Annotated in this window: 13 protein-coding genes and 2 riboswitches; of the genes, 6 read left to right on the top strand and 7 right to left on the bottom strand. The window is 71.3% G+C overall.

The genetic code is table 11. The features are described from left to right. Positions 1-2 precede the first annotated feature (2 nt). Positions 3-1,271 (bottom strand): extracellular solute-binding protein, encoded by a 1,269-nt coding sequence (locus AB0B55_RS16790; RefSeq protein ID WP_357121269.1) that lies wholly within the window; start codon positions 1,269-1,271, stop codon positions 3-5. 151 nt (positions 1,272-1,422) lie between these two features. Between AB0B55_RS16790 and AB0B55_RS16785 the strand changes: the two genes are divergently transcribed. Then, the gene (locus AB0B55_RS16785) at positions 1,423-2,193 is read left to right on the top strand and encodes a FadR/GntR family transcriptional regulator (protein WP_357121266.1); all 771 of its coding nucleotides are present in this window, start codon (positions 1,423-1,425) and stop codon (positions 2,191-2,193) included. 407 nt (positions 2,194-2,600) lie between these two features. After that, positions 2,601-4,409: a family 43 glycosylhydrolase gene (locus AB0B55_RS16780; RefSeq protein WP_357172122.1), complete on the top strand. Its 1,809-nt coding sequence runs from the start codon at positions 2,601-2,603 to the stop codon at positions 4,407-4,409. A gap of 153 nt (positions 4,410-4,562) precedes the next feature. On the opposite strand, the gene AB0B55_RS16775 is transcribed toward AB0B55_RS16780, so the two are convergent. Further along, a complete protein-coding gene (locus AB0B55_RS16775; RefSeq protein WP_357172261.1) occupies positions 4,563-5,558 on the bottom strand; it encodes a ribonucleotide-diphosphate reductase subunit beta in 996 nt (331 codons plus the stop codon). A gap of 50 nt (positions 5,559-5,608) precedes the next feature. Continuing rightward, a complete protein-coding gene (locus AB0B55_RS16770) occupies positions 5,609-7,936 on the bottom strand; it encodes a ribonucleoside-diphosphate reductase subunit alpha (protein WP_357122160.1) in 2,328 nt (775 codons plus the stop codon). Positions 7,937-8,129: 193 nt separating this feature from the next. Beyond that, a riboswitch (cobalamin riboswitch) is annotated at positions 8,130-8,344 on the bottom strand. 187 nt (positions 8,345-8,531) lie between these two features. Further along, positions 8,532-8,605, top strand: a riboswitch (cobalamin riboswitch). 58 nt (positions 8,606-8,663) lie between these two features. Between AB0B55_RS16770 and AB0B55_RS16765 the strand changes: the two genes are divergently transcribed. The 3 genes from AB0B55_RS16765 to AB0B55_RS16755 are packed head-to-tail and all read left to right on the top strand — an operon-like array spanning position 8,664 to position 10,251. Continuing rightward, a complete protein-coding gene (locus AB0B55_RS16765; RefSeq protein WP_357172121.1) occupies positions 8,664-8,867 on the top strand; it encodes a CbtB domain-containing protein in 204 nt (67 codons plus the stop codon). Then, on the top strand, positions 8,858-9,658 hold the full coding sequence (locus AB0B55_RS16760; RefSeq protein ID WP_357172120.1) for a CbtA family protein: 801 nt from the start codon (positions 8,858-8,860) through the stop codon (positions 9,656-9,658). The genes AB0B55_RS16765 and AB0B55_RS16760 overlap by 10 nt, the downstream gene beginning before the upstream one ends. Further along, positions 9,655-10,251, top strand: a complete 597-nt coding sequence (locus tag AB0B55_RS16755) for a histidine phosphatase family protein (protein ID WP_357172119.1) — start codon at positions 9,655-9,657, stop codon at positions 10,249-10,251. Before AB0B55_RS16760 ends, AB0B55_RS16755 begins: the two co-directional genes overlap by 4 nt. Before the next feature lie 121 nt (positions 10,252-10,372). Here AB0B55_RS16755 and AB0B55_RS16750 read toward each other — a convergent pair whose 3' ends face one another. The 4 genes from AB0B55_RS16750 to AB0B55_RS16735 form a co-directional block, all read right to left on the bottom strand. Beyond that, on the bottom strand, positions 10,373-15,997 hold the full coding sequence (locus AB0B55_RS16750) for a GH92 family glycosyl hydrolase (protein WP_357172118.1): 5,625 nt from the start codon (positions 15,995-15,997) through the stop codon (positions 10,373-10,375). 294 nt (positions 15,998-16,291) lie between these two features. Beyond that, positions 16,292-17,752: a GTP-binding protein gene (locus AB0B55_RS16745; RefSeq protein WP_357121248.1), complete on the bottom strand. Its 1,461-nt coding sequence runs from the start codon at positions 17,750-17,752 to the stop codon at positions 16,292-16,294. Then, positions 17,749-19,596 carry a dynamin family protein gene (locus AB0B55_RS16740; RefSeq protein WP_357122157.1) on the bottom strand — a complete coding sequence of 616 codons (1,848 nt, stop codon included), beginning with the start codon at positions 19,594-19,596 and terminating at the stop codon, positions 17,749-17,751. Before AB0B55_RS16740 ends, AB0B55_RS16745 begins: the two co-directional genes overlap by 4 nt. Before the next feature lie 115 nt (positions 19,597-19,711). Next, positions 19,712-20,599, bottom strand: a complete 888-nt coding sequence (locus tag AB0B55_RS16735; protein ID WP_357121244.1) for an IniB N-terminal domain-containing protein — start codon at positions 20,597-20,599, stop codon at positions 19,712-19,714. A 296-nt stretch (positions 20,600-20,895) separates the two neighbouring features. Between AB0B55_RS16735 and AB0B55_RS16730 the strand changes: the two genes are divergently transcribed. Beyond that, positions 20,896-22,167, top strand: coding sequence for an Hsp70 family protein (locus tag AB0B55_RS16730; protein ID WP_357172117.1), 1,272 nt, complete (start codon positions 20,896-20,898; stop codon positions 22,165-22,167).

Raw genomic sequence — 22,167 nt, 5'->3', positions numbered from 1 at the left:
GATCAGCCCGCCGTGTCCGAGGCGGCCATCTGCTTCACGACCTCGTCCACGCTGATCGAGCCGCTGAGCAACTGCTGCGAGAGGCGGCCCATCAGGTCGAGCGACTTCGAGGAGAGCGCCACGTGCACCGCCGGCTTGCCGGTCTTGAGCGCGGAGACGATCGTGGTGACGGCCGGCCCACTCGCCGACACGTCGATCGTCGTGTCCGCGGTGATCGCGCCGGCGTTGGCGTAGAACGCCTTCAGCGCCTCGGTGGAGCTCAGCGAGCGCACCAGGTCGGCGGCCACCTTCGGGTCCTTGGTCCACTTGGCGACCGCGTACCCGATGCCGCCGTCGTACGGCAGGCTGGGGGTCACGCCGCTGGTCACCGTCGGGGCCATCATCACGCCCAGCTTCTCCGGCGTGATGAACTCGTTGAAGTCCTTCCAGTGCCCGATGTCGGACATGAGGCCGATCATGTGGGCGGCCTTGCCGGACTGGAACACGGCGAACGCGTCGTTGAACAGGGCGGTGGAGTTCGCGCCGTCGTTGTTCAGCTTGGCGGTGCCGGTCTCCTTCCACAGCTCGAAGAGCCGCTTGACGTTCGGCGACTTCCAGTCGCGCTTGCCGGCGATCCAGTTGTCGTATTCCTGCGGGGTCAGCACGCCCGATGCCATGGCCGACAGGAAGAACTGGATGCCGTAGCCCTCCTTGTTGCCGACGGAGAAGCACTTGGCGCCGGTCTGCTTGGTGATGACACCGCAGTTGGCGACGAACTCCTGCCAGGTCGTGGCGGGCTTCGCCGGGTCGAGACCGGCCTTCTCGTAGAGCGTCTTGTTGTAGTAGATCGGGTGGCCCTGCAGCGTCACCGGAGAGGCGTACGTCTTGCCGTCCTTCGCGAACGCCTCCCAGCCGGCCAGCCGCTGCCGGTCCTCGCCGACGTACTCGTCGAGCGGCTGGAGCGAGGCCACCCGGTCGCGGATCTGGCCGCCACCGTTGAACAGGATGACGTCCGGCCCCTTGCCCGACTGGAGGGCCGCGCCCAACAGCGTGTAGTACTCCTCGAACGGCTGGGCGACGAACTCGACCTTGACGTCCTTGTGCTTCTTGGCGAAGTCGGCCTTGGCCTTCTCCACGTACTGGGCGGAGCTGGCCTCGCCGGACTTCCAGTCCCAGACGACCAGCTTCTTGTCCGAGCCTTCGGACGATGAACCCGAACCTGTCGCGCTTCCACAGCCTGTCAGGGCCAGCCCTGCAACGAGGACCGCGGACCACACTGCTCGTTGCTTCATCGTTGCTCACCTTCATATGGGGAGTGGCCGAGACGCCGGCCGTCGATGCAAGATTGACGAGAACGTAACTCGTATGACGTCTGACGTCAACGGTTGCCCGTACACTGGGGCGGACTTGTGGGCCCGCTCCCGCGGCCACGCGGAGGTGAACGTGACGACATCGAACCAGTCGGCCGTCAACGGCACGGCGACACCGAACTGGACGCGTCGCCCGACGAATCTGGCCCAGGCGATCACGGCCGAGTTGGTGACCCGCATCGTCCAGGGAGCACACCCCTCGGGCACGCCACTGCCCCCCGAGCCGGTGCTCTGCGAGACCTTCTCGGTGAGCCGCACCGTCATCCGGGAAGCGGTGAAGATCCTGCAGGAGAAGGGGCTCGTGCAGGTCCGCCAGGGCAGCGGAACGCTCGTCACCCCACCCTCGTCGTGGGACATGCTCGACGAACTCGTCCTCGCGGCGACCATCGCCGAGGACGACACCCTGGCGATCCTGGACGACCTGGTGGTCACCCGCCGGGTGCTGGAGTCCGACATGGCCAACGTGGCGGCCCGCCTCGCCGACGAGGCGGCGATCGACCGGCTACGCGCCCTGGTGGACCGCATGGACGAGCTGGTCGACGACCACGTCACCTACCAGGAGCACGACCGCGCCTTCCACGACACGGTCATGCAGGCGTCCGGAAACCGCATCGCCCGGGGTGTCGTCCGGTCCCTGGAGAGTCAGGTCGTCAACACCGCCCGGTACATGGGTCAGCCTGAGCGGGCCATGTGCGTGGCGTCGAACCAGGGGCACCGGCGCATCTACGAGCGCATCGCCGCCCACGACCCGGACGGCGCCGCGCAGGCGATGTTCACGCACATCACGGAGGCGTGGCTCGTACGCCGCAGCGGACCGGGGAGCCCCACCCGGTTGCAGCGCTGACCGCTCCACCGACCCCTGGTGCGGCCCCCACGCCGCCCCGTCCGTGAGGCCGGAGCGAAATCCAGGTCCATCCATCGCTTGAGAATGTTAGCGATAACAGACTACCCTCGGGCCGCAGAGGCGAAGGGCACGCTTCACCGCTCCACTCGATCCACCGAGGTCGATGGAGTAGTGCATGACCAACGCCCGCTGGTGGGTGACCGGGCCTCCCCTCAGGGACGTTGACCACCGCCGTCGACGTACGGCGGGCCGCCGCACGCGGGAGCCAGGGTGGACACCCGATCCCCTCCTGCCGTGCTCGCGGCACCGCCGCCGCCCCACCCGAGCGACCCGCGACGACACCCGCGACACGCCGCCAGCGCACGCGGCGGGCCGCCCGCCCGTCGTGACCCACCCTGGAGGTACCGATGCACCCCACACCGCCACCACGGACCACGACCCGGCTCCGGCGCGGTCTCGCCTGGCTCACGAGCCTGCTGCTCGTCTCGACGCTGATGCCGGCCACGGCCGCCCGCGCGGACAACCCCATCGTCCAGCACATCTACACCGCCGACCCGGCGCCCCTGGTCCACAACGGACGCGTCTACCTCTACACCGGCCACGACGAGGACGGCTCCTCGTACTTCACGATGAAGGACTGGCGGGTGTGGTCGTCCGCCGACATGGTCAACTGGACCGACCACGGCTCGCCACTGAGCCTCGCCACCTTCAGCTGGGCGAGCGCCAACGCGTGGGCCGGCCAGGTCGTCGCCCGCAACGGCAAGTTCTACTGGTACGTGCCGGTCACCGCCCGAGCGACCAACTCGATGGCCATCGGCGTCGCGGTCGCCGACAGCCCCACCGGGCCGTTCCGGGACGCCATCGGCCGCCCCCTGGTGGGCAACGGCGAGATCGACCCCACGGTCTTCATCGACGACGACGGTCAGGCGTACCTGTACTGGGGCAACCCGAACCTGTGGTACGTCCGGCTGAACGCCGACATGATCTCCTACAGCGGCAGCGCCACCAAGATCCCGCTCACCACCGCCGGGTTCGGCGCCCGCAGCGGCAACGCGAGCCGGCCCACCCTCTACGAGGAGGGCCCCTGGGTCTACAAGCGCAACGGCACCTACTACAACGTGTTCGCGGCGGAGTGCTGCTCCGAGTTCATCGGATATTCGACCGCCACCGGCCCGACCGGCCCATGGACCTATCGCGGCACGGTCATGCCCCGCCAGGGCGCGAGCTTCACCAACCACCCGGGAGTCATCGACTTCAACGGCGGCTCGTACTTCTTCTACCACAACGGGGCGCTGCCGGGCGGTGGCGGTTACACCCGTTCGGTGGCCGTGGAGAAGTTCACGTACAACACCAACGGCACCATCCCGACGATCAACATGACCACGACGGGCGCGCCGCAGATCGGCACGCTGAACCCGTACGTGCGGCAGGAGGCCGAGACCATCGCCTGGGGCTCCGGCATCGAGACCGAGCCGGCCAGCGAGGGCGGGATGAACGTCGGGTGGATCGAGAACGGGGACTACATCAAGGTCAAGGGCGTCGGCTTCGGTACGGGCGCGACGTCCTTCTCCGCGCGGGTCGCCTCGGCGACGTCGGGCGGCACCATCGAACTGCGCCTCGGTAGCCCCACCGGCACCCGGGTGGGCAGCTGCGCGGTACCCGGCACCGGTGCGTGGCAGACGTGGCAGACCGTCTCCTGCCCGGTCTCCGGCGCCACCGGCACCCAGGACCTGTACCTGCGGTTCACGGGCGGCAGCGGCACCCTGTTCAACCTCAACTGGTGGCAGTTCCAGGCCAACGGCACCACGCCCACTCCGACGCCCACCCCGACGCCGAGTCCGACCGCGGACCCGACGCCGACGCCCATCCCGACGCCCACGACCACTCCCACGCCGACGAGCCCGGCCGGGACGTCCTGCGCGGTCACCAACGCCGTGGTGAACACCTGGCAGGGCGGGTTCGAGGGACGGCTGACAGTCACCAACTCCGGATCGTCGGCGCTCAACGGCTGGCGGGTCACCTGGACGCTCGCCAGCGGGCAGACGGTCTCCCAGGTCTGGAACGGCACCCTCACCCAGTCGGGTAGCCAGGTGACCGTCGCGAACGCCGCCTACAACGGCCAGCTCGCGCCCGGAACCTCGACCACCGCCGGCTACCTCAGCTCCACCACCTCAACCAGCCCTCCGACCACCACCCCCACCTGCACCCCCGCCTAACTCCCCCGGGTTCCCACCCCCAAAAACACCCCCACCCCATCCCCACACCCGTCCGCCGCCGACGTCGATCATGAAGTCAATGCCCCCGATACGCCGATAGGGGAGCAACAACTTCATGATCGACGGGGCGGGGCCGGGGGTGGGGTGGGGGTTCTAGAAGTCGTCGTCGAAGGCGACCGTGCCGGTCACCCCGACCTGGTACGCCGACACCCGCCGCTCGAAGAAGTTGGACAGCTCCTGCACGTCCTGCAACTCCATGAAGGCGAACGGGTTGGCCGACCCGTAGTGCGGCGCGATCCCGAGCTGGGCGAGCCGGCGGTCGGCGACGTGCTGCAGGTACTGGCGCATGTCCGCCAGGGTGAGGCCGGGCACCCCCTGGCCCACCAGGTCCTCGGCGAACTGGACCTCGCACTCGACCGCCTCGGTGAGCATCCGGCGGACCTGGTCGGCCAGGTCGTCGTCGAACAGATCGGGCTCCTCGGCGCGTACGGTCTCGACGACGTCGAACGCGAACGCCATGTGCATGGACTCGTCGCGGAACACCCAGTTGGTCCCCGACGCCAGCCCGTGCAGCAGGCCACGGGAGCGCAGGAAGTAGACGTACGCGAACGCGCCGTAGAAGAACAACCCCTCGATGCACGCGGCGAAACAGATCAGGTTGAGCAGGAAGGTCCGCCGGTCCTCGCGGGTACGCAGCTCCCGCAGGTCGTGCAGGGAGTCGATCCAGCGGAAGCAGAACTCGGCCTTGCGACGGATCGACGGGATGTTCTCGATGGCGGCGAAGGCTGCGAACCGCTCGGTCTCGTCGGGCACGTACGTGTCGAGCAGGTTCAGGTAGAACTGGACGTGCACGGCCTCCTCGAACAGCTGCCGCGACAGGTAGAGCCGACCTTCGGGGCTGTTGACGTGCTGGTACAGGTTGAGCACGAGGTTGTTGGCGACGATCGTGTCGCCGGTGGCGAAGAACGCGACGAGGCGGCTGACCAGGTGCCGCTCGGCCGGCGACAGACGGTCCAGGTCGGCGAGGTCGGCGTGCAGGTCGACCTCCTCGACCGTCCACGTGTTGCGGATGGCGTCCCGGAACCGGTCAAAGAAGTGCGGGTAGCGCATCGGACGGAGAGTCAGGTCCATCCCGGGGTCGAGCAGCATGTGCGTGGTCCTCGCGTCGGTGGTGCTGTCCGTGGTGGTGTCGGCGACGGTCACTGGCACGCCTCGCACGACTCGGGGTTCTCCAGCGAGCAGGCCAGCGCCTCGGCGTCGACCGCGACGGGGAGGACGGGCGGCACCGCGCTGACGGTGGCCTGCTGGATCCGGGTGGCCGGCCGGGACCGCAGGTAGTAGGTGGTCTTCAGACCGGTCTTCCAGGCGTACAGGTACATCGAGGAGAGCTTGCCGATGGTGGGCGAGGCCAGGAACAGGTTCAGCGACTGGGACTGGTCGATGAACGGCGCGCGGGCGGCGGCCAGGTCGATCAGCGCCCGCTGCGGCAGCTCCCAGGCGGTACGGAACAGCTCCCGCACGTCGGCCGGCAGCTCCATGACGGACTGCACCGAGCCCTCGGCCCGCTTGATCGCCGACCGGATCTGCTCGGTCCACAGACCACGAGCCTTCAACTCGCGTACGAGAGCCGTGTTGACCTGGAGGAACTCCCCCGACAGCGTCTCGCGCTTGAACAGGTTGGACACCTGCGGCTCAACGCACTCGTAGCAGCCGGCGATCGACGCGATCGTCGCGGTGGGCGCGACCGCCACCAGCAGCGAGTTGCGCAGCCCGTACTCCCGCACCCGCTGACGCAGCGCGGTCCAGCGCGCGGTCTGCGTACCCTCGACACCCCACAGGTCCGGTTGCAGGCGCCCCCGCGCGGCCCGGGTCTGCGCGAACGCCGGGTGGGCGCCGAAGTCGCGGGCCAGGTCGGCGGACGTCTCCAGCGCGGTCAGGTACAGCTCCTCGCTGATCCGGGTGGACAGCTCCCGCGCGGCCGGTGCGTCAAACGGCAGCCGCAGCGCGAAGAACACGTCCTGCAGCCCCATCAGCCCGAGCCCGACCGGCCGCCAACGGGGGTTGCTCGCCGCCGCCTGCGGGGTCGGGTAGTAGTTGATGTCGATGACCCGGTCGAGGAACGTCACCGCCGTACGCACCGTGGCGCGCAGCCGTTCCCAGTCGATGCCCTCATCGGTCAGGTGGGCGGCGACGTTCACCGAGCCAAGGTTGCAGACTGCGGTCTCGTCGTCGCTGGACACCTCGATGATCTCGGTGCAGAGGTTGGAGAGGTGCACCGCGTTGCCCGGCTCGGCCGTCTGGTTGCACAGCCGGTTGGCCGCGTCCTTGAAGGTCATCCAGCCGTTGCCGGTCTGGGCCAGGGTCCGCATCATCTTCCCGTACAGTTCGCGGGCCGGCAGCTGCCGCACGTAGCGGCCCTGCGCCTCGGCGGCCCGGTACGCGGCGTCGAACCGCTCGCCCCACAGATCGGGCAGTTCGGGCACCTCGTCGGGGTCGAACAGCGACCACATCTCGTCGGCCTCGACCCGGCGCATGAACTCGTCCGGGACCCAGTTGGCCAGGTTGAGGTTGTGCGTACGCCGGGCGTCCTCGCCCGTGTTGTCCCGGAGCTGGAGGAACTCCTCGATGTCCGGGTGCCACGGCTCCAGGTAGACGCAGGCCGCGCCCTTGCGCCGCCCGCCCTGGTTGACCGCCGCGACGCTCGCGTCCAGTGTGCGCAGCCACGGCACGATGCCGTTGGACTGCCCGTTCGTGCCCCGGATCAGCGCGCCACGGGACCGGACCCGGGAGAACGCGATGCCGATGCCACCGGCGAACTTGGACAGGTTCGCGACCTGGGCGTAGCGCGCGTAGATCGAGTCCAACTCGTCGCGCGGCGAGTCCACGAGATAGCACGAGGACATCTGGGTGTGTCGGGTGCCGGAGTTGAACAGAGTCGGCGAGCTGGGCAGATAGGCGAGGCTGGACATCAGCCGGTAGAAGTCGACCGCCTCGTCCGGCGTACGGGACAGGCCGCAGGCCACCCGCAGCAGCCAGTACTGCGGCGTCTCCAGCACCAGCCGGGTGGTGGGGTGACGCAGCAGGTACCGGTCGTAGACGGTGCGCAGGCCGAAGTACTCGAAGCGGCGGTCGCCGTCAGGGTCGACGGCGTCGTCGAACGTCTCCGCGTGCGCGGCGACGAACGCGGCGGTCTCGTCACCGATCAGACCCTCGGCGTGGCCGGCCCGGATCGCCGCACTGAACGAGGTGATGCCCTGGCGCCGCACCTCCTTGTCGACGTAGCCGGCCAACAGCCGCGCGGCCAGGCGCGAGTACTGCGGCTCCGTACCGATCATCTCGGCCGCCGTCTGGATGGACAGCCGGTCCAGCTCGGCGGTGGTCGCGCCGTCGTAGAGGCCGCTGATCGTGCGGGTGGCCACCCGCATCGGGTCGACCTCGGTCAGGTCGTCGGCCCACCGCTCGACCGCCCGGACGATCTTGTTCACGTCCACGGCCTCGGTGCCGCCGTCGCGCTTGCGCACCTGCATCGGGGTCCGCCGCGCGGCCTCGCCGCTGACCGGGACCACCTGGGTGACTGTCACCACTCACTCCTCGGGAGTTCGAGACCTCAAGGGCCCTCGGACGCGGGGAGACGGACGCCGTCGACGCCAGGCCAGCGCGGGCGTGGGCGAGGTGGCGTCAGCCGTTCCGCGCGGCCTCGGACCGCCGCGCACCCGAGGGTCGGGTACGCGGCGCGCTGGCAGGTCTTCGGACTCGCGGGCGCGACCGGGCCTGCCCGGTCACCTACTGGCCGTCGCTTCCCAGGCCGTTGGCCCAGTGCTGATGACGGCGGTCGTTCCCACTCACCGCTGCGGGACAGTCCCGGACTTGCACCGGGTTCCCTCTTGCCTCGACCACTCACCAGGAGTGGACGAACCAGCTGCGGTCGACACCATATATAGGGGCGAGCACGTTTGTCACACCCCACATGTCGGGTCCCGGCGTGTCGCGGTCGCCGATGACGACCCTCGTCGATCGGCTCGGAGCCGGCCGACGAGGCGGTGCCGCCCCGACCGTCGCCATCGGCTTGACCGAGGCGAACCGGCACCGATACGGTCGACCCACTATCTGCGGCGACGCGAGGGAAGCCGGTGAGAATCCGGCGCGGTCGCGCCACTGTGAGCGGCCCCCAGCCCGGGGGGCGCGAGCCAGGACGCTCGGTCGTCCGCAGCCTTGCGATGGGGACGCGTCATCCCCGAGGAGGTTCGTTCACGCATGTCCAGCTCCACGTCCAGCCAGCCGCTGTCGCACCCCGCTGTCCCGACCCGTCTCCTCTGGACGGTCCTGGCCACCGTCGCCGTGCTCGCCCTGCTGGCCTACCTCGTCGCCTTCGATCAGGGGGCGGTCTCGCGCAGCGGGATGTACCTGCACGAGCTGATGCACGACGGCCGGCACCTGCTCGGTGTCCCGTGCCACTGAGCGACACCGGCACCGCACCCACGTTCGTCACGGTCCTGCTGCGCGGGCTGCTCGCCGGCCTGGTGGCCGGCCTGATCGCCGGGACGTTCGCCTACGTCGTCGGCGAACCACACGTCGAGGCGGCCATCGCCATCGAGGAGGCGGCCACGCACGCGGAGGCCGCCGCCGACGGGCACCAGCACGCCGAGGAGGCCGCCGAAGGGCACCAGCACGGCGAGGAGGCCCTGATCGGCCGCAACGGCCAACGCGGCGGCCTGTTCCTGGCCACCGGCCTGTTCGGCGCCGCCATGGGCGGCCTGTTGGCCAGCGCGTACGTCCTGCTGGCCCGTCGTCGGCGGACCGCCGACGACGGGCGGTCCGGGCTGTTGCTGGCCGGCGGTGCGCTGCTCGGCGCGGTGATCGTGCCGTTCCTCAAGTACCCGCCGAATCCGCCGGCCGTCGGCGACCCGTCCACCATCAACCAGCGCACGGTCACCTACCTGCTGATGGTGGTACTCGGCCTGGTCGCGGTCTGGTCCGGTTCGCTCGGCTACCGGTCGGTGGGTGAGCGCGCGCCCGTGTGGCTGCGGGCCAGCGCGGCGGTCGGCGGTTTCCTGCTGGTCACCGTCGTGTCCTATGTGGCGCTGCCGTCGTTCCAGGAGGTCCCCGGCGACTTCCCCGCGACGCTGCTGTGGAGCTTCCGCCTCGCCTCGCTCGGCACCCAGATGGTGCTGTGGACCGGGATAGGCCTGCTCTTCGCCGCCCTGATGCACCGCCAGCGCGCGGTCGCCGACGCACGACTGGCCGGGTGAGCGCCACCAGCCTGCGGCTGGTCGCCCACGGTCACACCGCCGCCCTGCGGCAGGCCCGGTTCGGCGGGAACGACAGCCTGGACGAGGGCGGCCGGCGTGCCGCCCTCGCCCTGTCCCCCGCCGCTGCGGGCCGTCGTGCAGGCGACGCGGTGGCGTGCCTGTCCAGCCCCGCGGCGGCGGCCGTCGAGACCGCCGATGTTCTCGGGCTCGCGCCCACCGTCGAGGCGGCCCTGGCCGACTGTGACTACGGCGACTGGTCGGGCCGGTCCCTCGCGGAGATCGCCGCGACGCGGCCGGACGCGCTGCGCGAATGGCTGTCCACGCCGGACGCCGCGCCGCACGGCGGTGAGTCGATCCTCGCGGTACGCCAGCGCGTCGGTCGGTGGCTGGACGCGCAGCGCGACGTCGGCCGACGGGTCACCGCCGTCACGCACCCGCTGGTGATCCGGGTCGCGCTCGTGCACGCCCTGGATCTGCCGCTGGCCACGTACCGGCAGTTCGACGTCGCGCCGCTGGCGATCGTCCGACTCACCGGCCACGGCCCGAGCTGGCAGTTCCGCCTGGACGCGGCGCCGGCACCGGCGAACGGGTGACGAGGGTCTACCACGGCTCCTGTCGAGCTGCCCCAGATCCGGGGCAGCGCGGTCGAGCGGGCCCGGAACGGGTGTCGGGCGGGCCTTGGAGCACGGCCCGCCCGACTGATGTGCTTCCGGCTTACTTCGTGACGGTGACCGTGAACGGTCGGGACACCGTCGCCTCCGAGCGGGACCCGGACAGCGTCACGCTGGTGACCCCGGGCTCCGTCGCATCCGGGACGCCGACGGTCCCGCCGGCGACGATGCCGTCACCGTTCGCGCGTACCGTGCCGACCCGACGGCCGTCGCCGAGGCTGACCGTGATCTCCTCGTTCGGCGCGAAGCCGGAGCCGTCGACCGTGATCGACGTGCCGCGCGGCGCGGACGGCGTGGGCAACGACAGGCGCGGCTGGTAGGCCGGGTCCGTCGAGCCCACGGTCAACTGCACGGTTGCCGTCGCCGGCGTACCGGAGGACGCGCCGGTGGCGCGGACGGCGTACCGCCCCGGTGGCGTGTCCCCGGAGGTCGCGACGGTCGCGCGGACCGTGCCCGTCGCGGACGCCGAGACCGTCACCTCGCGGGTCGTGCCGGCCGCGAGGCCCACCGTCACCCGCTCGCCGGCGGCGAACCCGCTGCCGACGACCGTGACCGCGTCCCCAGCGGCGACCGACTGCGTGCCGGACACCGCGAGGGTGGTGGCCGCCCCGGCCCGCCGGACGGTCACGGTGAAGCTCGCGGTGCTGCTGGACACCGTGTCCCACGCGGTGACGCGCACCGTGTAGGCGCCCGCACGGGCGTAGGTGTGCCGGCCGCTCAGCGCGCCGTCCGCACCGATCGTGGCGTCGTCCGGAACCGTGCCGTCACCCCACTGGACGCGGGCGTGGTAGCCGGTCGGGTCGGGAAGACCGCCGGTCACCGATCCGAGGTTCGCCGTGAGGACCTGCCCGGCGTCGACGCTCTGGTCGCCCGGGGCGGCGGTCACCAGCGCGGCGGCCGGCGTGCCGTCGTCGGCGACGGCGAACACGTGGATCCGGCCCGCCGAGCGCGGGTCGCCGGTCTGCGTCGGCAGGGTCACCGAGACCAGCGTCCTACCCGCCGGGATCTGGTACGGCGTGGTGGCGAACAGGAACGGCTGGGCGCCGTCGCGGCTCGTGCCACTGAGCCGGTACGCGGACTTCGCGACGACGATGTTGCCGTAGGACGGCGTCCCGTTGGCGTTGCCGCCCAGCGTCCAGTCACTGAACTGGATCGGAATGCTCGCGGTGCTGCCGTCGCTGAACGTCGCCGTGCCGGTCGTTGCCTGGTTGCCCTGCGTACCGGCACCGATGAACGAGATGCTCTTGGCGTCGGCCGGCAGGCGCAGCGCGATCGTCGCGCCGTTGCCGGTGGCGTTGTCCGGCTGCCCGGCCGGGACCTGCGGCAGGGTGAAGCCCAGCGCGGTGCCCGGCACCTGGTGCCGCTGCCCCTGGGTCACGCCGGCCGCCGCGAGGGCCGCCCGCGAGTACGCCCACGACTTCGCGTCGCAGTCCGCCGCGAGGGTGCCCTCGTCGCCGACACACACGCTGTCGAACGCCGCGGTGAGGCCGGAGTTCGCCGCGTACGCGACGTCGACGCCGACCGTCACCGAGCCCTGACCGACGCCGTCGGTCACCGTGACGCTCGCCTGGTGGTAGCCCGGCGTGGCGTAGGTGTGCTCGCCGCTGACGCGGTAGACCTCCCGGGAACTCAGCGTCAGGGTGCCCTCGGTGGCCGGTGACCCGTCACCCCAGTCGATCGTGGCCCGGTAGTCGTCGGCGACGCCACCGGTGACCGTGGCCAGGGCCACCGTGGCGGGCGCGCCGGAGCGGGCGTGCACGCCATCGGTGGCGGTCACCGTGATGTCACCGCCGCCCAGGTCGAGGTCGCCCCCGGCGAGCAGCTCGATCTCGGCGAGGGTCGGCTGGGCCGCGCCGACCGTCTTCGTCACGACGAGGCGGAACTGGGAGTACCGTCCGGGCTTGTCGATCCGGAACGGCCGGGTCTGGTTGCGCCAGCGGAACACCTCGCCCGCCCGCGCGTCCAGCGTGCTCCAGGTCAGGCCGTCGGTGGAGCCCTGCAACCGCCAGTCCGCCGGGTCGCCCGCGGTCGCGCCGGAGGTGATGGTGTAGTAGGTCGGCTTCTGCCGTCCGCCACGGCTCGTCCAGCCGATCTGCGGCGTGCCCGACGACGTCGTCAGCTGGGTGGTGGACGAGTCGTCGAACAGCGTCGACGCGTCCGGACCGCCGCTGACGGTGGCGGTGCCGAGGCCCGGCCCGGTGACGTCCTGCAACGGCTGCGGTACGGCGTCGCCCCTGGTCAGCGACGGGGGTGTGGCGTCGCGACCGGTGCCCCACGACGACGGGTTCGGTCCCATCTGGAAGTCGATGGTTCCGCCCCTGGCGAGCGCGGACACCTCGACGGAGACGTCGCGCTGCTTCTTGCCGTTGACCTTCACGCTCTGCACGTACACGTTGCGGTTGTTGTTGTTCGCGGCGTTGACCACGATGTCGCCGGTCGGGCGGTGGACGGTCATCCGGGTGAACTGCGGCGAGCCGATCGCCCAGTGGGTCGACCCGGCCTGCAACGGGTAGATGCCCAGCGAGCTGAGGACGTACCAGGCCGACATCTCGCCGTTGTCCTCGTCGCCCAGGTAGCCCTGACCGATCTCGCTGCCCACGTAGAGACGCCGCAGGATCTCGCGCACGGCCGCCTGGGTCTTCGCCGGAGCGCCGGCGACGTCGTACAGGTACGGGATGTGGTGCGACGGCTGGTTGCTCATGCCGAGCTGTCCCATCCGCACCGCGCGGGCCTCGATCATCTCGTGGATGACGCCGCCGTAGCCGCCGGGGTGGTCGGCGTTCTCGGGCGTCGCGAAGAAGGTGTCGAGCTTGTCCCGCAGCGCCTTCTGCCCGCCGTACAGGTTGATCAGGCCCTGGGGGTCCTGCTGTGCGGTGAACGCGAAGTTCCAGCCGTTGGTCTCGGTGTAGACGCCACCCCAGTCCAGCGGGTCACCGGCGAGGAACGTGCCGGCCGCGTCGCGGCCCTGGAAGAGCTTCGTCTTGGCGTCGAAGAGGTGAACGTAGTTGCGGGCCCGCTCCAGGAAGTACCGGGACTCCTCCTTGAGTTGGTCGCGCCGCGACTTCGGCGTGGCCGGGTCCTTGGCGAGCGCGGCGGCCATGTTGCCGATGCCGTAGTCGTTGATGTACCCCTCCAACGCCCACGACACCGACTCGCCGGTGCTGGTCGGCGTGTAGCCGAGGAACAGCGACGTCTCGATGCCCTTGCGGCCGACCGCGCCGCGTCCGGACGCGACGGTCGCGTCCTTCACGGCCGCGTCGTACGCCGCGAGCGGGTCGGGCAGCTTGACCCCGGTGAGGTACGCCTGCGCCAAGGCCACGTTCGCGCTGGTGCCGGTCATCAGGTCGGCGTAGCCGGGCGACGACCAGCGGGCGATCCAGCCGCCGTCGCGGTAGTGCTGGACGAACCCGTCCGAGATCTTCGCGGCGACGTCCGGGTAGAGCAGCGAGTACGCGGGCCACACCGTGCGGTAGGTGTCCCAGAACCCGTTGTTGACGTAGATCTGCCCGTCGACGATCTTCGCGCCGGTCCGGGTGGCGGTCGACGTGCCGGTCGGCGCGGACACCGGGCTGGCGTACTGCCAGTGGGGGGCGGCGGCGGTGCCGGTGTTCTCCGACTGCGAGTTCGGGTAGAGGTTCAGCCGGTACAGGTTCGAGTACATGGTGACGAGCTGCGTCTCGGTCGCGCCCCGCAGCTCGACCCGGCCGAGGCGGTCCTTCCAGGCGGCGGTGGCGGCGTCGCGGATCGCGTCGAAGGTCCGGCCGGTCACCTCCAGGTCGAGGTTGCGACGGGCCTGCTCGACGGAGAGGAACGAGGTCGCGATCCGCATCGTCACCTGACGATTCGCCGAGACGTCGAAGGTCGCGGACGTCGCCGTGACGGCTGCCGGCGCGCGGTCGAACTCACCGGACACGAACATCCGGCTACGTCCGGCCGAGAGGCCGCTTCCGTTGTCGACCCAGCCGGTGAACGTGCTGTCGGTACCGAGGGTGAAGGTGCCCTTGGCGAAGACGAGACTTCCGGTCGACGGTCCCGGCCCGAAGGTGAACCGCATGATGCCGGCGTGGTCGGTCGGCGTCATCTCGGCGACCAGGCCGTTCTGTAGCGCGACCCGGTAGAGGTCCGGCCGTGCGGTCTCGTCCTCGTGCCGGAAGGCCAGCGCCCGACTGGCGGGTGCTCCGGTGAGAGGGCCGTCGCCGGCCACCGGCATCACCGACATCTGGTTGCGGTCGCCCATCCAGGGGCTGGGCTCGTGGGAGATCGCGAGGCCCTGCAAGGTGGGCAGGTTGGCGGCGTTGTTGGCGCGGTGGTAGTCGTACTCCCAGGAGTCCGAGGTCGCGTCGGTCACCGGGGTGAAGAAGTTGAACCCGTTGGGTACGGCGGTGATCGGCAGGTTGTTGCCGCGCGAGAACCCGCCCGTGGAGTTGGTGCCGCGGCGGGTGTCGACGTAGTTCGTCAGCCGGGAGCCGTCGATCGTCGCCGGGTTCGGAGTCAGTTCGACGTCGTCGAGCCACCCCTGGAAGAGGGTCTCCTCGGTGGCCTGCGGGTCGTCGTACGCCAGCAGGACGCGGTCGATCGTCTTGCCGCGCGCGACGGCGCCGACGTCGGCGCTGACAGCGTTCCACTGGTCGGCGAAGAGCACCTTCGAGGCGCCCTGCCCGGCCGGGGTCAGCGGGTTGCCGTGCTGGTCGACGGCCGAGCGTCCACTGAGGTAGCTGCCGTCGGTGAAGTGCAGGTCGACCGAGGCGTAGGTGGACGGGTAGCGGGCGTCCTGGCCGGTGAACTCGGGGAAGATCCGGTACGACAGGCGGGTGTTCGGCCCGACCGGGATGTCGACGTCGAACAGCTTGTTCGTCGCGTACGAGCGGCCACCGGTCTGGGCGCCACCGTAGTAGCGCAGCGCGGCCAGCCCGGTGAAGCCGACGCCCGGCTTCGTCGTGTAACCGCCGGCCGGGCCGGGGCCGATCTCGGTGACCATGGGCGTGGCCGGCGGTCGGACGTCCGAGCCGTCGCTGATGTCCCAGCTGGCGAGCTGGGTGAGAGTGTCGCCGGAGTTCGCGGAGACCACCAGCCGGTACCAGCCGTAGGCCGTCGTGTTGGTGACGCCGTACCTGTTGGTGGCGAACCGCTTGGCGAAACCCTGCTTCGTCTGGCGGTCCAGGTCGACCCAGGCGCTGCCGTCGGTGGACCCCTGGAGGGTGAAGTCGCGGGGGTCGCGGCCCGGCTCGTCGTCTGCCGAGGTCAGCGCGTACCGCTTGACGACCGCCGGCTTGGCCAGTTGGTACGTCACCCAGGCGGTCGATTCGAACGCCAGCCACTTGGTCGACGGCTTCCCGTCGGCGAGGTTCGCCGCGATCTCGTTCGGCGGGTTCTGGGCGCTCGCGGTGACGGCCTCGACCTGGCCGAGCAGGCTGCCGGGCAGGTTCGCGTCGCTCGATCCGCTGAGGTTGCCCTGCACGGGCCGACCGGAGCGGTCGACCTCGACGGTGCTCGGGGCGGGCTGCGGGTCGGCCGATTCGAACGAGGAACGGAAGGCGCCCGGTGGCGGGGCGCTCGGCGCGGCGCTGGCCAGCGGCGCGGCGACGACCATCCCCAGGGGCAGCAGGACGGCGGTTGTCGCCACGGCTATCCGCAGGGAGACGGCGCGCGTACGGGGGAGATACGGCATGGGGGCGGGACCTTTCGACTCGATCCGGTCGAGTACGTCGAGCGTCTGGGTGGCAGTGGAGGGTGGACCGGCTCTGACATCGTTGTCATCGGGCGTGCCTGACAAGCGAGGGCAGATCCGGTGGATGTTGGCCAGATGTTTCCGGGCAACCAACGGCCTGTCAATGGGTTGATCGCCGCGAAACGCGCCCAGCGCTTCCAGTTCGTAAGGAAGGGCACCTTCCTATACACGAGGCGTTAGGAAGGTGCCCTTCCTTACTCGGCCTTGGCGAGGCGCAGGTGGACTCGCGGCCGCTCAGCGACCGCCCGCCGCCAGCTCGGCCAGCATTCCCTCGCAGCTACGCACGACCACCTCGGCACCGCGCCGCTGGGTCAGTGGGAGCAGCGGATCCTCCGCCCGGTCCCGCCACCGCCACTGGGCGTCGGCGGCGGTCTCCCAGAGCCGTTGGGTGGTCGCCTCGTGCTCGACACCGAGCCGGGCGGCCAGGGAGACGCCCTCGCCGCCGACCAGCCGCCGCGCCTCGGCGGCCAACTCGGCGTCGAAACCGAGACGGGCGTTGCGCAACGCCACCAGCAGGCGCAACTCACGGAACTCGTGCGCGCCCGCCAGGATCTGCTCGATCGCGCCGACCAACTCGTCGCTGCCCCGGACCGGCTCGGCCCGCACCAGGGACTCCACCGCGGCCAGCGCCGAGCGCGCCTTGAGCGCGTCGCGCCGATCGACGAAACAACGGGTCATCGACTCGCGCAGCTCGGTGAGGCCGCTGCGCCGGATCAGCTCGGCCGACATCGCCACCCGGGTGTCGAACCCACCGCGGACCAACGTCGTGGCCAGCCGGATACCGAAGAGGCCGAACCGGTCCAGCAGGCCCGCGCGCACCTCGGGATCGAGGCGCACCGGAAGGTCGCCACGGACGAAGCGATCGGCGGAGAGCAGGTGGGGCTCCAACCCGGCGCGGGGCACCCCGGCCAGCGTCGCCAGCGCGGCGAATTCGGACTCGCTGAGCAGCCGACCCGCGAGGCCGACAGCTCCACTGCACGCCACCACGTTGACGGCCAACGCGCCCACCCGGGGATCGCGGTGGTGCCGACGGGCCAACTGTCGGGCGGTGAGCAGCCCGTCGATCCGGCCACCGCCGACCTCGTCCGCCCGGGACAACACCATGATCACGTTGACCGGGGCGGCCTGCCCGACGGCACTGTCCCGACCGGACTCCAACACCCGCAGATCGCTGTCGCGGCCGTCCCGGGTCAGGAACAACACCGCGTCCGCGTCGGCCAGCACCCGGTCCAGCACCGGCGCGTGCCCCTGCTCGTCGACCGTGCTGAGCGCCGGGGTGTCGACGAGCGTCACCTGCCGCAGCGCCCGCGTCGGCCACCGCACCACGATGTCGCGTACCTCCCCGGCACGCCAGCCGAGATCCACCCGCATGCCGGTCGCCGACTTGACCACCGTCAGCTCCTGCGGAGGCTGCCCCACCGGGTAGGCGGTGGCGCCCGGCGACGCGCCGTCCTCGTACCAGGTGAACGCGCCGTCGGCGCCCTCGACCGGCGCGACCTCCTCCCCCATCAGCGCGTTGAGCACCGTCGACTTGCCCGCACGCCACGGCCCGGCGACCGCGATCCGCAGCGGCTGCTCCAACCGCGCGATCTGGTGCCGCAACCGCCCGACCGCCCGCGCGTCGTGCTGGTAGACCTCCAGCGCCTGGTGCAGCAGCCCCCAGGCCGCCTCGTCCAACCGCACCCCGACAGTCATGCCCCGGGCTCCAACAGCACCGGGGTCGACCGGGCGGCGGTCAGGTGCTGGGACTGCTCGTAGAGCGCGGCGAGGCGGGTCATCTTCGACCGGATCTCCCGCTGCCGCTGCTCGCGCAGGGCGACGTCGGTGTCGGCCTCCTGCTTCGCGCTGCGGAACGACTGCACGATGGCCTCCTGCAACTCCTCGGTCAGACCCGTGAAGTGGTCGCGCAGCATCCGTTGCACCTGCCGGGTGGCGTCCCGGCAGTCCCGGACCATCCGGACGAAGAACTCGTCGACATGCCGCTGGATGGCCGTCTTCACGGTCGCCTGCCGGCGGCGCAACATCTGCTTGCTCTCGTCGCGGATGCTCTTGCCGCCGAAGAGGGCGCCGATGCCGACCGAGACCGGGTTGATCATCGGCATCCCGGCCAGGGTGGTCGCGAGGCCGAACATCAGCATGCCGCCGTACGAGCCCTTCATACCGGTGAACAGCTTCTGACCCGTCGTGAACCGGTCGATCCGCGGCCGTTCCAGGTCCGGCAGCCGGTCGCCGAGATCCTCCGGCATCGTCATCGACCAGGGCGGCAGCACGTCGTAGCCGTACCGGTTGAAGTGGGCGGCCACCCGGCGGGCGATCCAGTCGCAGCGCTGGACCAGCCACTCGTGGTTGGCCTCCGCGGCCTCGACCAGGCTGCGTGACAGCCACTCGTCGAAGGTGTCCCAGGCGACGAGCGGGTCGGCCTCATCGAACGCCTCGTCGACCGCCCGCAGGATCTGGCGCGTCCGGTCCCGCAGGTCGTACTCGATGTCGGAGAGCAGGTCGGCCATCTCGTCGTTGAGGGTGTTCTGCCAGCGGGTCGAGCAGCGCCGCAGCTCGTCGACCTCCCGCTGGGCCGCGTGCAGCCGCGAGATCGGCCCGGACTGCTCCGCCGCCTCCTGCGTCGCCAACTCGGCGCGCAGCGGCGCGGCCAGTTGCTCCACCACCGTACGGGCCACCGCCTGCACCGACGCCCGCGCCAGGTGGTCGGCCTTGCCGGCCAGGTCCCGTTGCAGGCGGGCGATCAGCGCCGGAAAGCCGGACTCGGCGTTGAGACCACGGTCGTCGGCCGCCGCCGCGCGCAGCCGCAGCGTCGCCGACACCGGGATCAGCGGCGCCGCGACGCCGGCATCGGCGAGGTGTTGCCGGTTGCGCTCGGCGACCGTCCGCCAGTCCGCCACCAGGTCGGTCTTGCTCTGCACCACGACCACGTTCGGTTGCGAGCGCATGACGTGCAGCAGCATGTTCAGCTCGGCCACCGAGAGCTCCCTCGTGGAGTCGGAGACCAGCAGCACGGCGTCCGCGCGGGTCGAGGCGGCCACCTCCACGGCCGCGCCGAGCGCGGTGACCTCGTCGGTACCCGGAGTGTCCACCAGCACGAGTCCGGCGGCGAGCAGCGCCCGGGGCAGGCCGACCTCGACGTACGCCGGACCGCCCCCCGGCCGACGCCCGACCGCGCCGGACACGCCGGCCGCGACCTGGTCGAGCGCCAGGGAGGTCCGCTCGGCGAGCGTCACCGCCGGCCCTCCCGCGGGTCGTCCGGCCGACGCCTGGACCATCGTGGCGCAGGCGGATTCGGCGTGCTGCACCACGGTCGGCAGGACCGTGGTGCGACCGTCCCCGACCGGGCAGGCCGGCGCGTTGATGATCGCGTTGATGAGCTGACTCTTGCCCTGGTTCGGCTCGCCGACGACCAGGACCCGCAACGTCGGTTCGAGCAGTTGGGCACGCTTCTGCCGGACCGTCTGCAGCAGATCGCCGCGACCGTGTGTCGTACACGTCCGGGCGATCTCGTCCAGTACATCCAGCCAGATCCCCGCCATCACCGCACCAAGTGTGCGGATTTCGGCTTAATTAGCAAGAGGTGTCGGAGAGGAAACCGGGAAGGGCCGGGCCGCTCGACGCGACCCGACCCCCCGCTTCCGACGGAAAATCCCGTCAGAGCAGACCGCCGGTGATGCCCAGCAACCCGTGGTCCGACGAGGCGGGCCCCCCGTCGTGCGAGTCGCCGGTCACACCGTCGGTGAGCCCACCCGTCACGTCGCCGACCGTGCCGGTGACCCCGGGAAGGAGACTGTCCACGTGGTGCGTGACACCGCCCACCACGGACGGAACGTCCACCGGCGGCACCACGCCGCCGACGGCGCCCTCGCCGAGGCCCAGGCCACCCAGGGTGTCGTGGACACCGAGGGAGCCGACGATGCCGTCGACCTGACCGTGCACGCCGGAGAGGACGCCACCGGTCACGTCGCCGCCGAGCACCGGGTCGGTGACGCCGAGCACGCCGGTCGGGTCGCCGACCGTGCCGGTCGCGCCGCCGAGCACCGGGTCGACGATCCCGTCGACGGGCTGCACCACGTCCGCGTCGAGCGTGTGCGCCACGTCGGACACCCCGGTCAGGTCGGTGTCGAGGCCGCTCGGCCCGACACCCAGGCCGACACCCGGCAGCACGCTCACCCCGGCGGCGACGGTCGACGGGTCGACCGCGATGGCGCCGAGCACACCGGCCTTGACGTCCACACCGGACGGCGAGCTGGTGACGCTGATCTGCTGCGCCACGCTCTGCAACTGACCGACCACGTCGGTGGCGTCGGTCACCAGCGGGTCGAAGCCGAGCTGCCCGACCACCGGGGCCAGCGGCGCGAGGCCCTGCCCCGGCGCGTAGTCGACCACCAGCGGCACCACGTCCTGCACGTCGGCGGCGGTGATGTCGCTGAGCCCCGCGGCGTGCAGCGCGCCCTCCGGGTCGAGGTCGAACGCCGACCGCGCGTCGGGGTTGGTCAGCAGGTCGAGCACGAAGTCGTGGAGGGTCTGTTGCGAGTCCATGTGCCGGTTCTCCTCGGATTGGCATCGGCGACCGTCGTTCGTCGAGAGGAACGCTATGGCGGGGGGCGGCCCCGGACATCGGGGCTGCGCCCGCAATCGATCACGCCGCGTTAGGGCGTTCGCCGGCTCCCCCGTTAGGGGGACTGGGGGAAACCGTCCCGGTCAGATTAGGGTGCCGACCACGCAGTGATCTCTGGTACGAACGTAGGGGCCCGCGGGTTTCGCCGGGGGTGGGTCGCCGGACAGCGCCGACGCCATCGCCATCAGCCGGCCACTCGCGGAAAGAGAAGAGACGGATGCCGTACGTCCTGGGGATAGACATCGGAAGCACCAACACCGCCGCCGCCGTCGCTCGGCGCGACGGCCGGACCTGGACGCGTCCGGAGGCTGTCCCGCTGAACGCCGGCTCGCCGCTCGTACCGTCGGTGCTGCACCTGGCCGAGGACGGCGCGCTGCACATCGGCGGGCCCGCGACCGACGACGGCAGTCGCACCAGCAGGGATTTCGTCCGCCGGATCGGTGACGACGTGCCCCTGCTGCTCGGTGGCGAGGCGTGCGCGCCGCAGACCCTCACGGCGGAGTTGGCGGCCTGGGTGGTGGAGCAGGCGCACGCCGCGGAAGGCGGCCCGGCCGAGGCGGTGGTGCTCAGTCACCCGGCCGGCTGGCGGCCGTACCGCCGGGAGCTGCTGCGCCGCGCGCTCGTCGACCTCGGGCTGCGCACGGTGACGCTGCTCCCCCGTACGGTCACGGTCGCGGAGAGTCACGCGGCGCGTGGCTTCGCGGGCACCACGGCGGCCGTTTACGCGTTGGGCGGCGCCAGCTTCGAGGCGGCCCTGGTCCGGCGCACCCCGCGCGGCACCTACGAGAGCTTCGGCACGCCCCAGGGTCTCGACCCGATCGGCGGGGCCGACTTCGACGAGCTGCTGGCCAGCCACGTCCGTACCGTGCTGTCCCGGGAGCTGGCCGCCATCGGGCGGCGGGACCACCACGCCGCCCTGCGCGGCCTGCCGGCCGAGTGCGACCGGGTCAAGCGGGCGCTGACCGTCGAGCCGGCCGCCGACGTGGTGTTGAGCCTGCCGACCGGTCCGGCACGCATACCGGTGACCCGCGCGCAGTTCGAGGCGATGATCCGCCCCACCGTGCAGGCCACCGTGGACCTCCTGCTGCGCGCCGTGCAGGGCGCCGGCCTGACGCCGACACAGCTCGACGGCGTCCTGTTGGCCGGCGGCTCGACCCGCATCCCGCTGGTCACCGAGCTGATCAGCACGGCGCTCGGTGTGCCGGTCGAGGTCGAGCCGGACGCGCAGCTCACCGCCGCCACCGGAGCGGCGAGCGCCGCCTGCCAGGTGGTGTCACCCCGGCCGCGCCCTCGACCCCCGGCCCCGGTCCGCGATCCGGCGCCGGTCCCGGGTGAGGGCCGGGCGAGCCTCCCGGCCCTGCGGCGACCCCGGGACCACGCCACCGATCCGGGCGAACCGCCACCCCGACCGCCGGTCCGGATCCTCCCCCTCGACCTGCCGAAGGCGTCCCGCCTGGCACTGACGCTCAGCCGGGGACGCGAAGGATGA

The sequence above is a fragment of the Micromonospora sp. NPDC049107 genome (assembly GCF_040648595.1).
GTDB lineage: Bacteria > Actinomycetota > Actinomycetes > Mycobacteriales > Micromonosporaceae > Micromonospora.
Note: the sequence above shows the minus strand (reverse complement) of the source record. Positions and strands in the feature narration are given on the sequence as shown.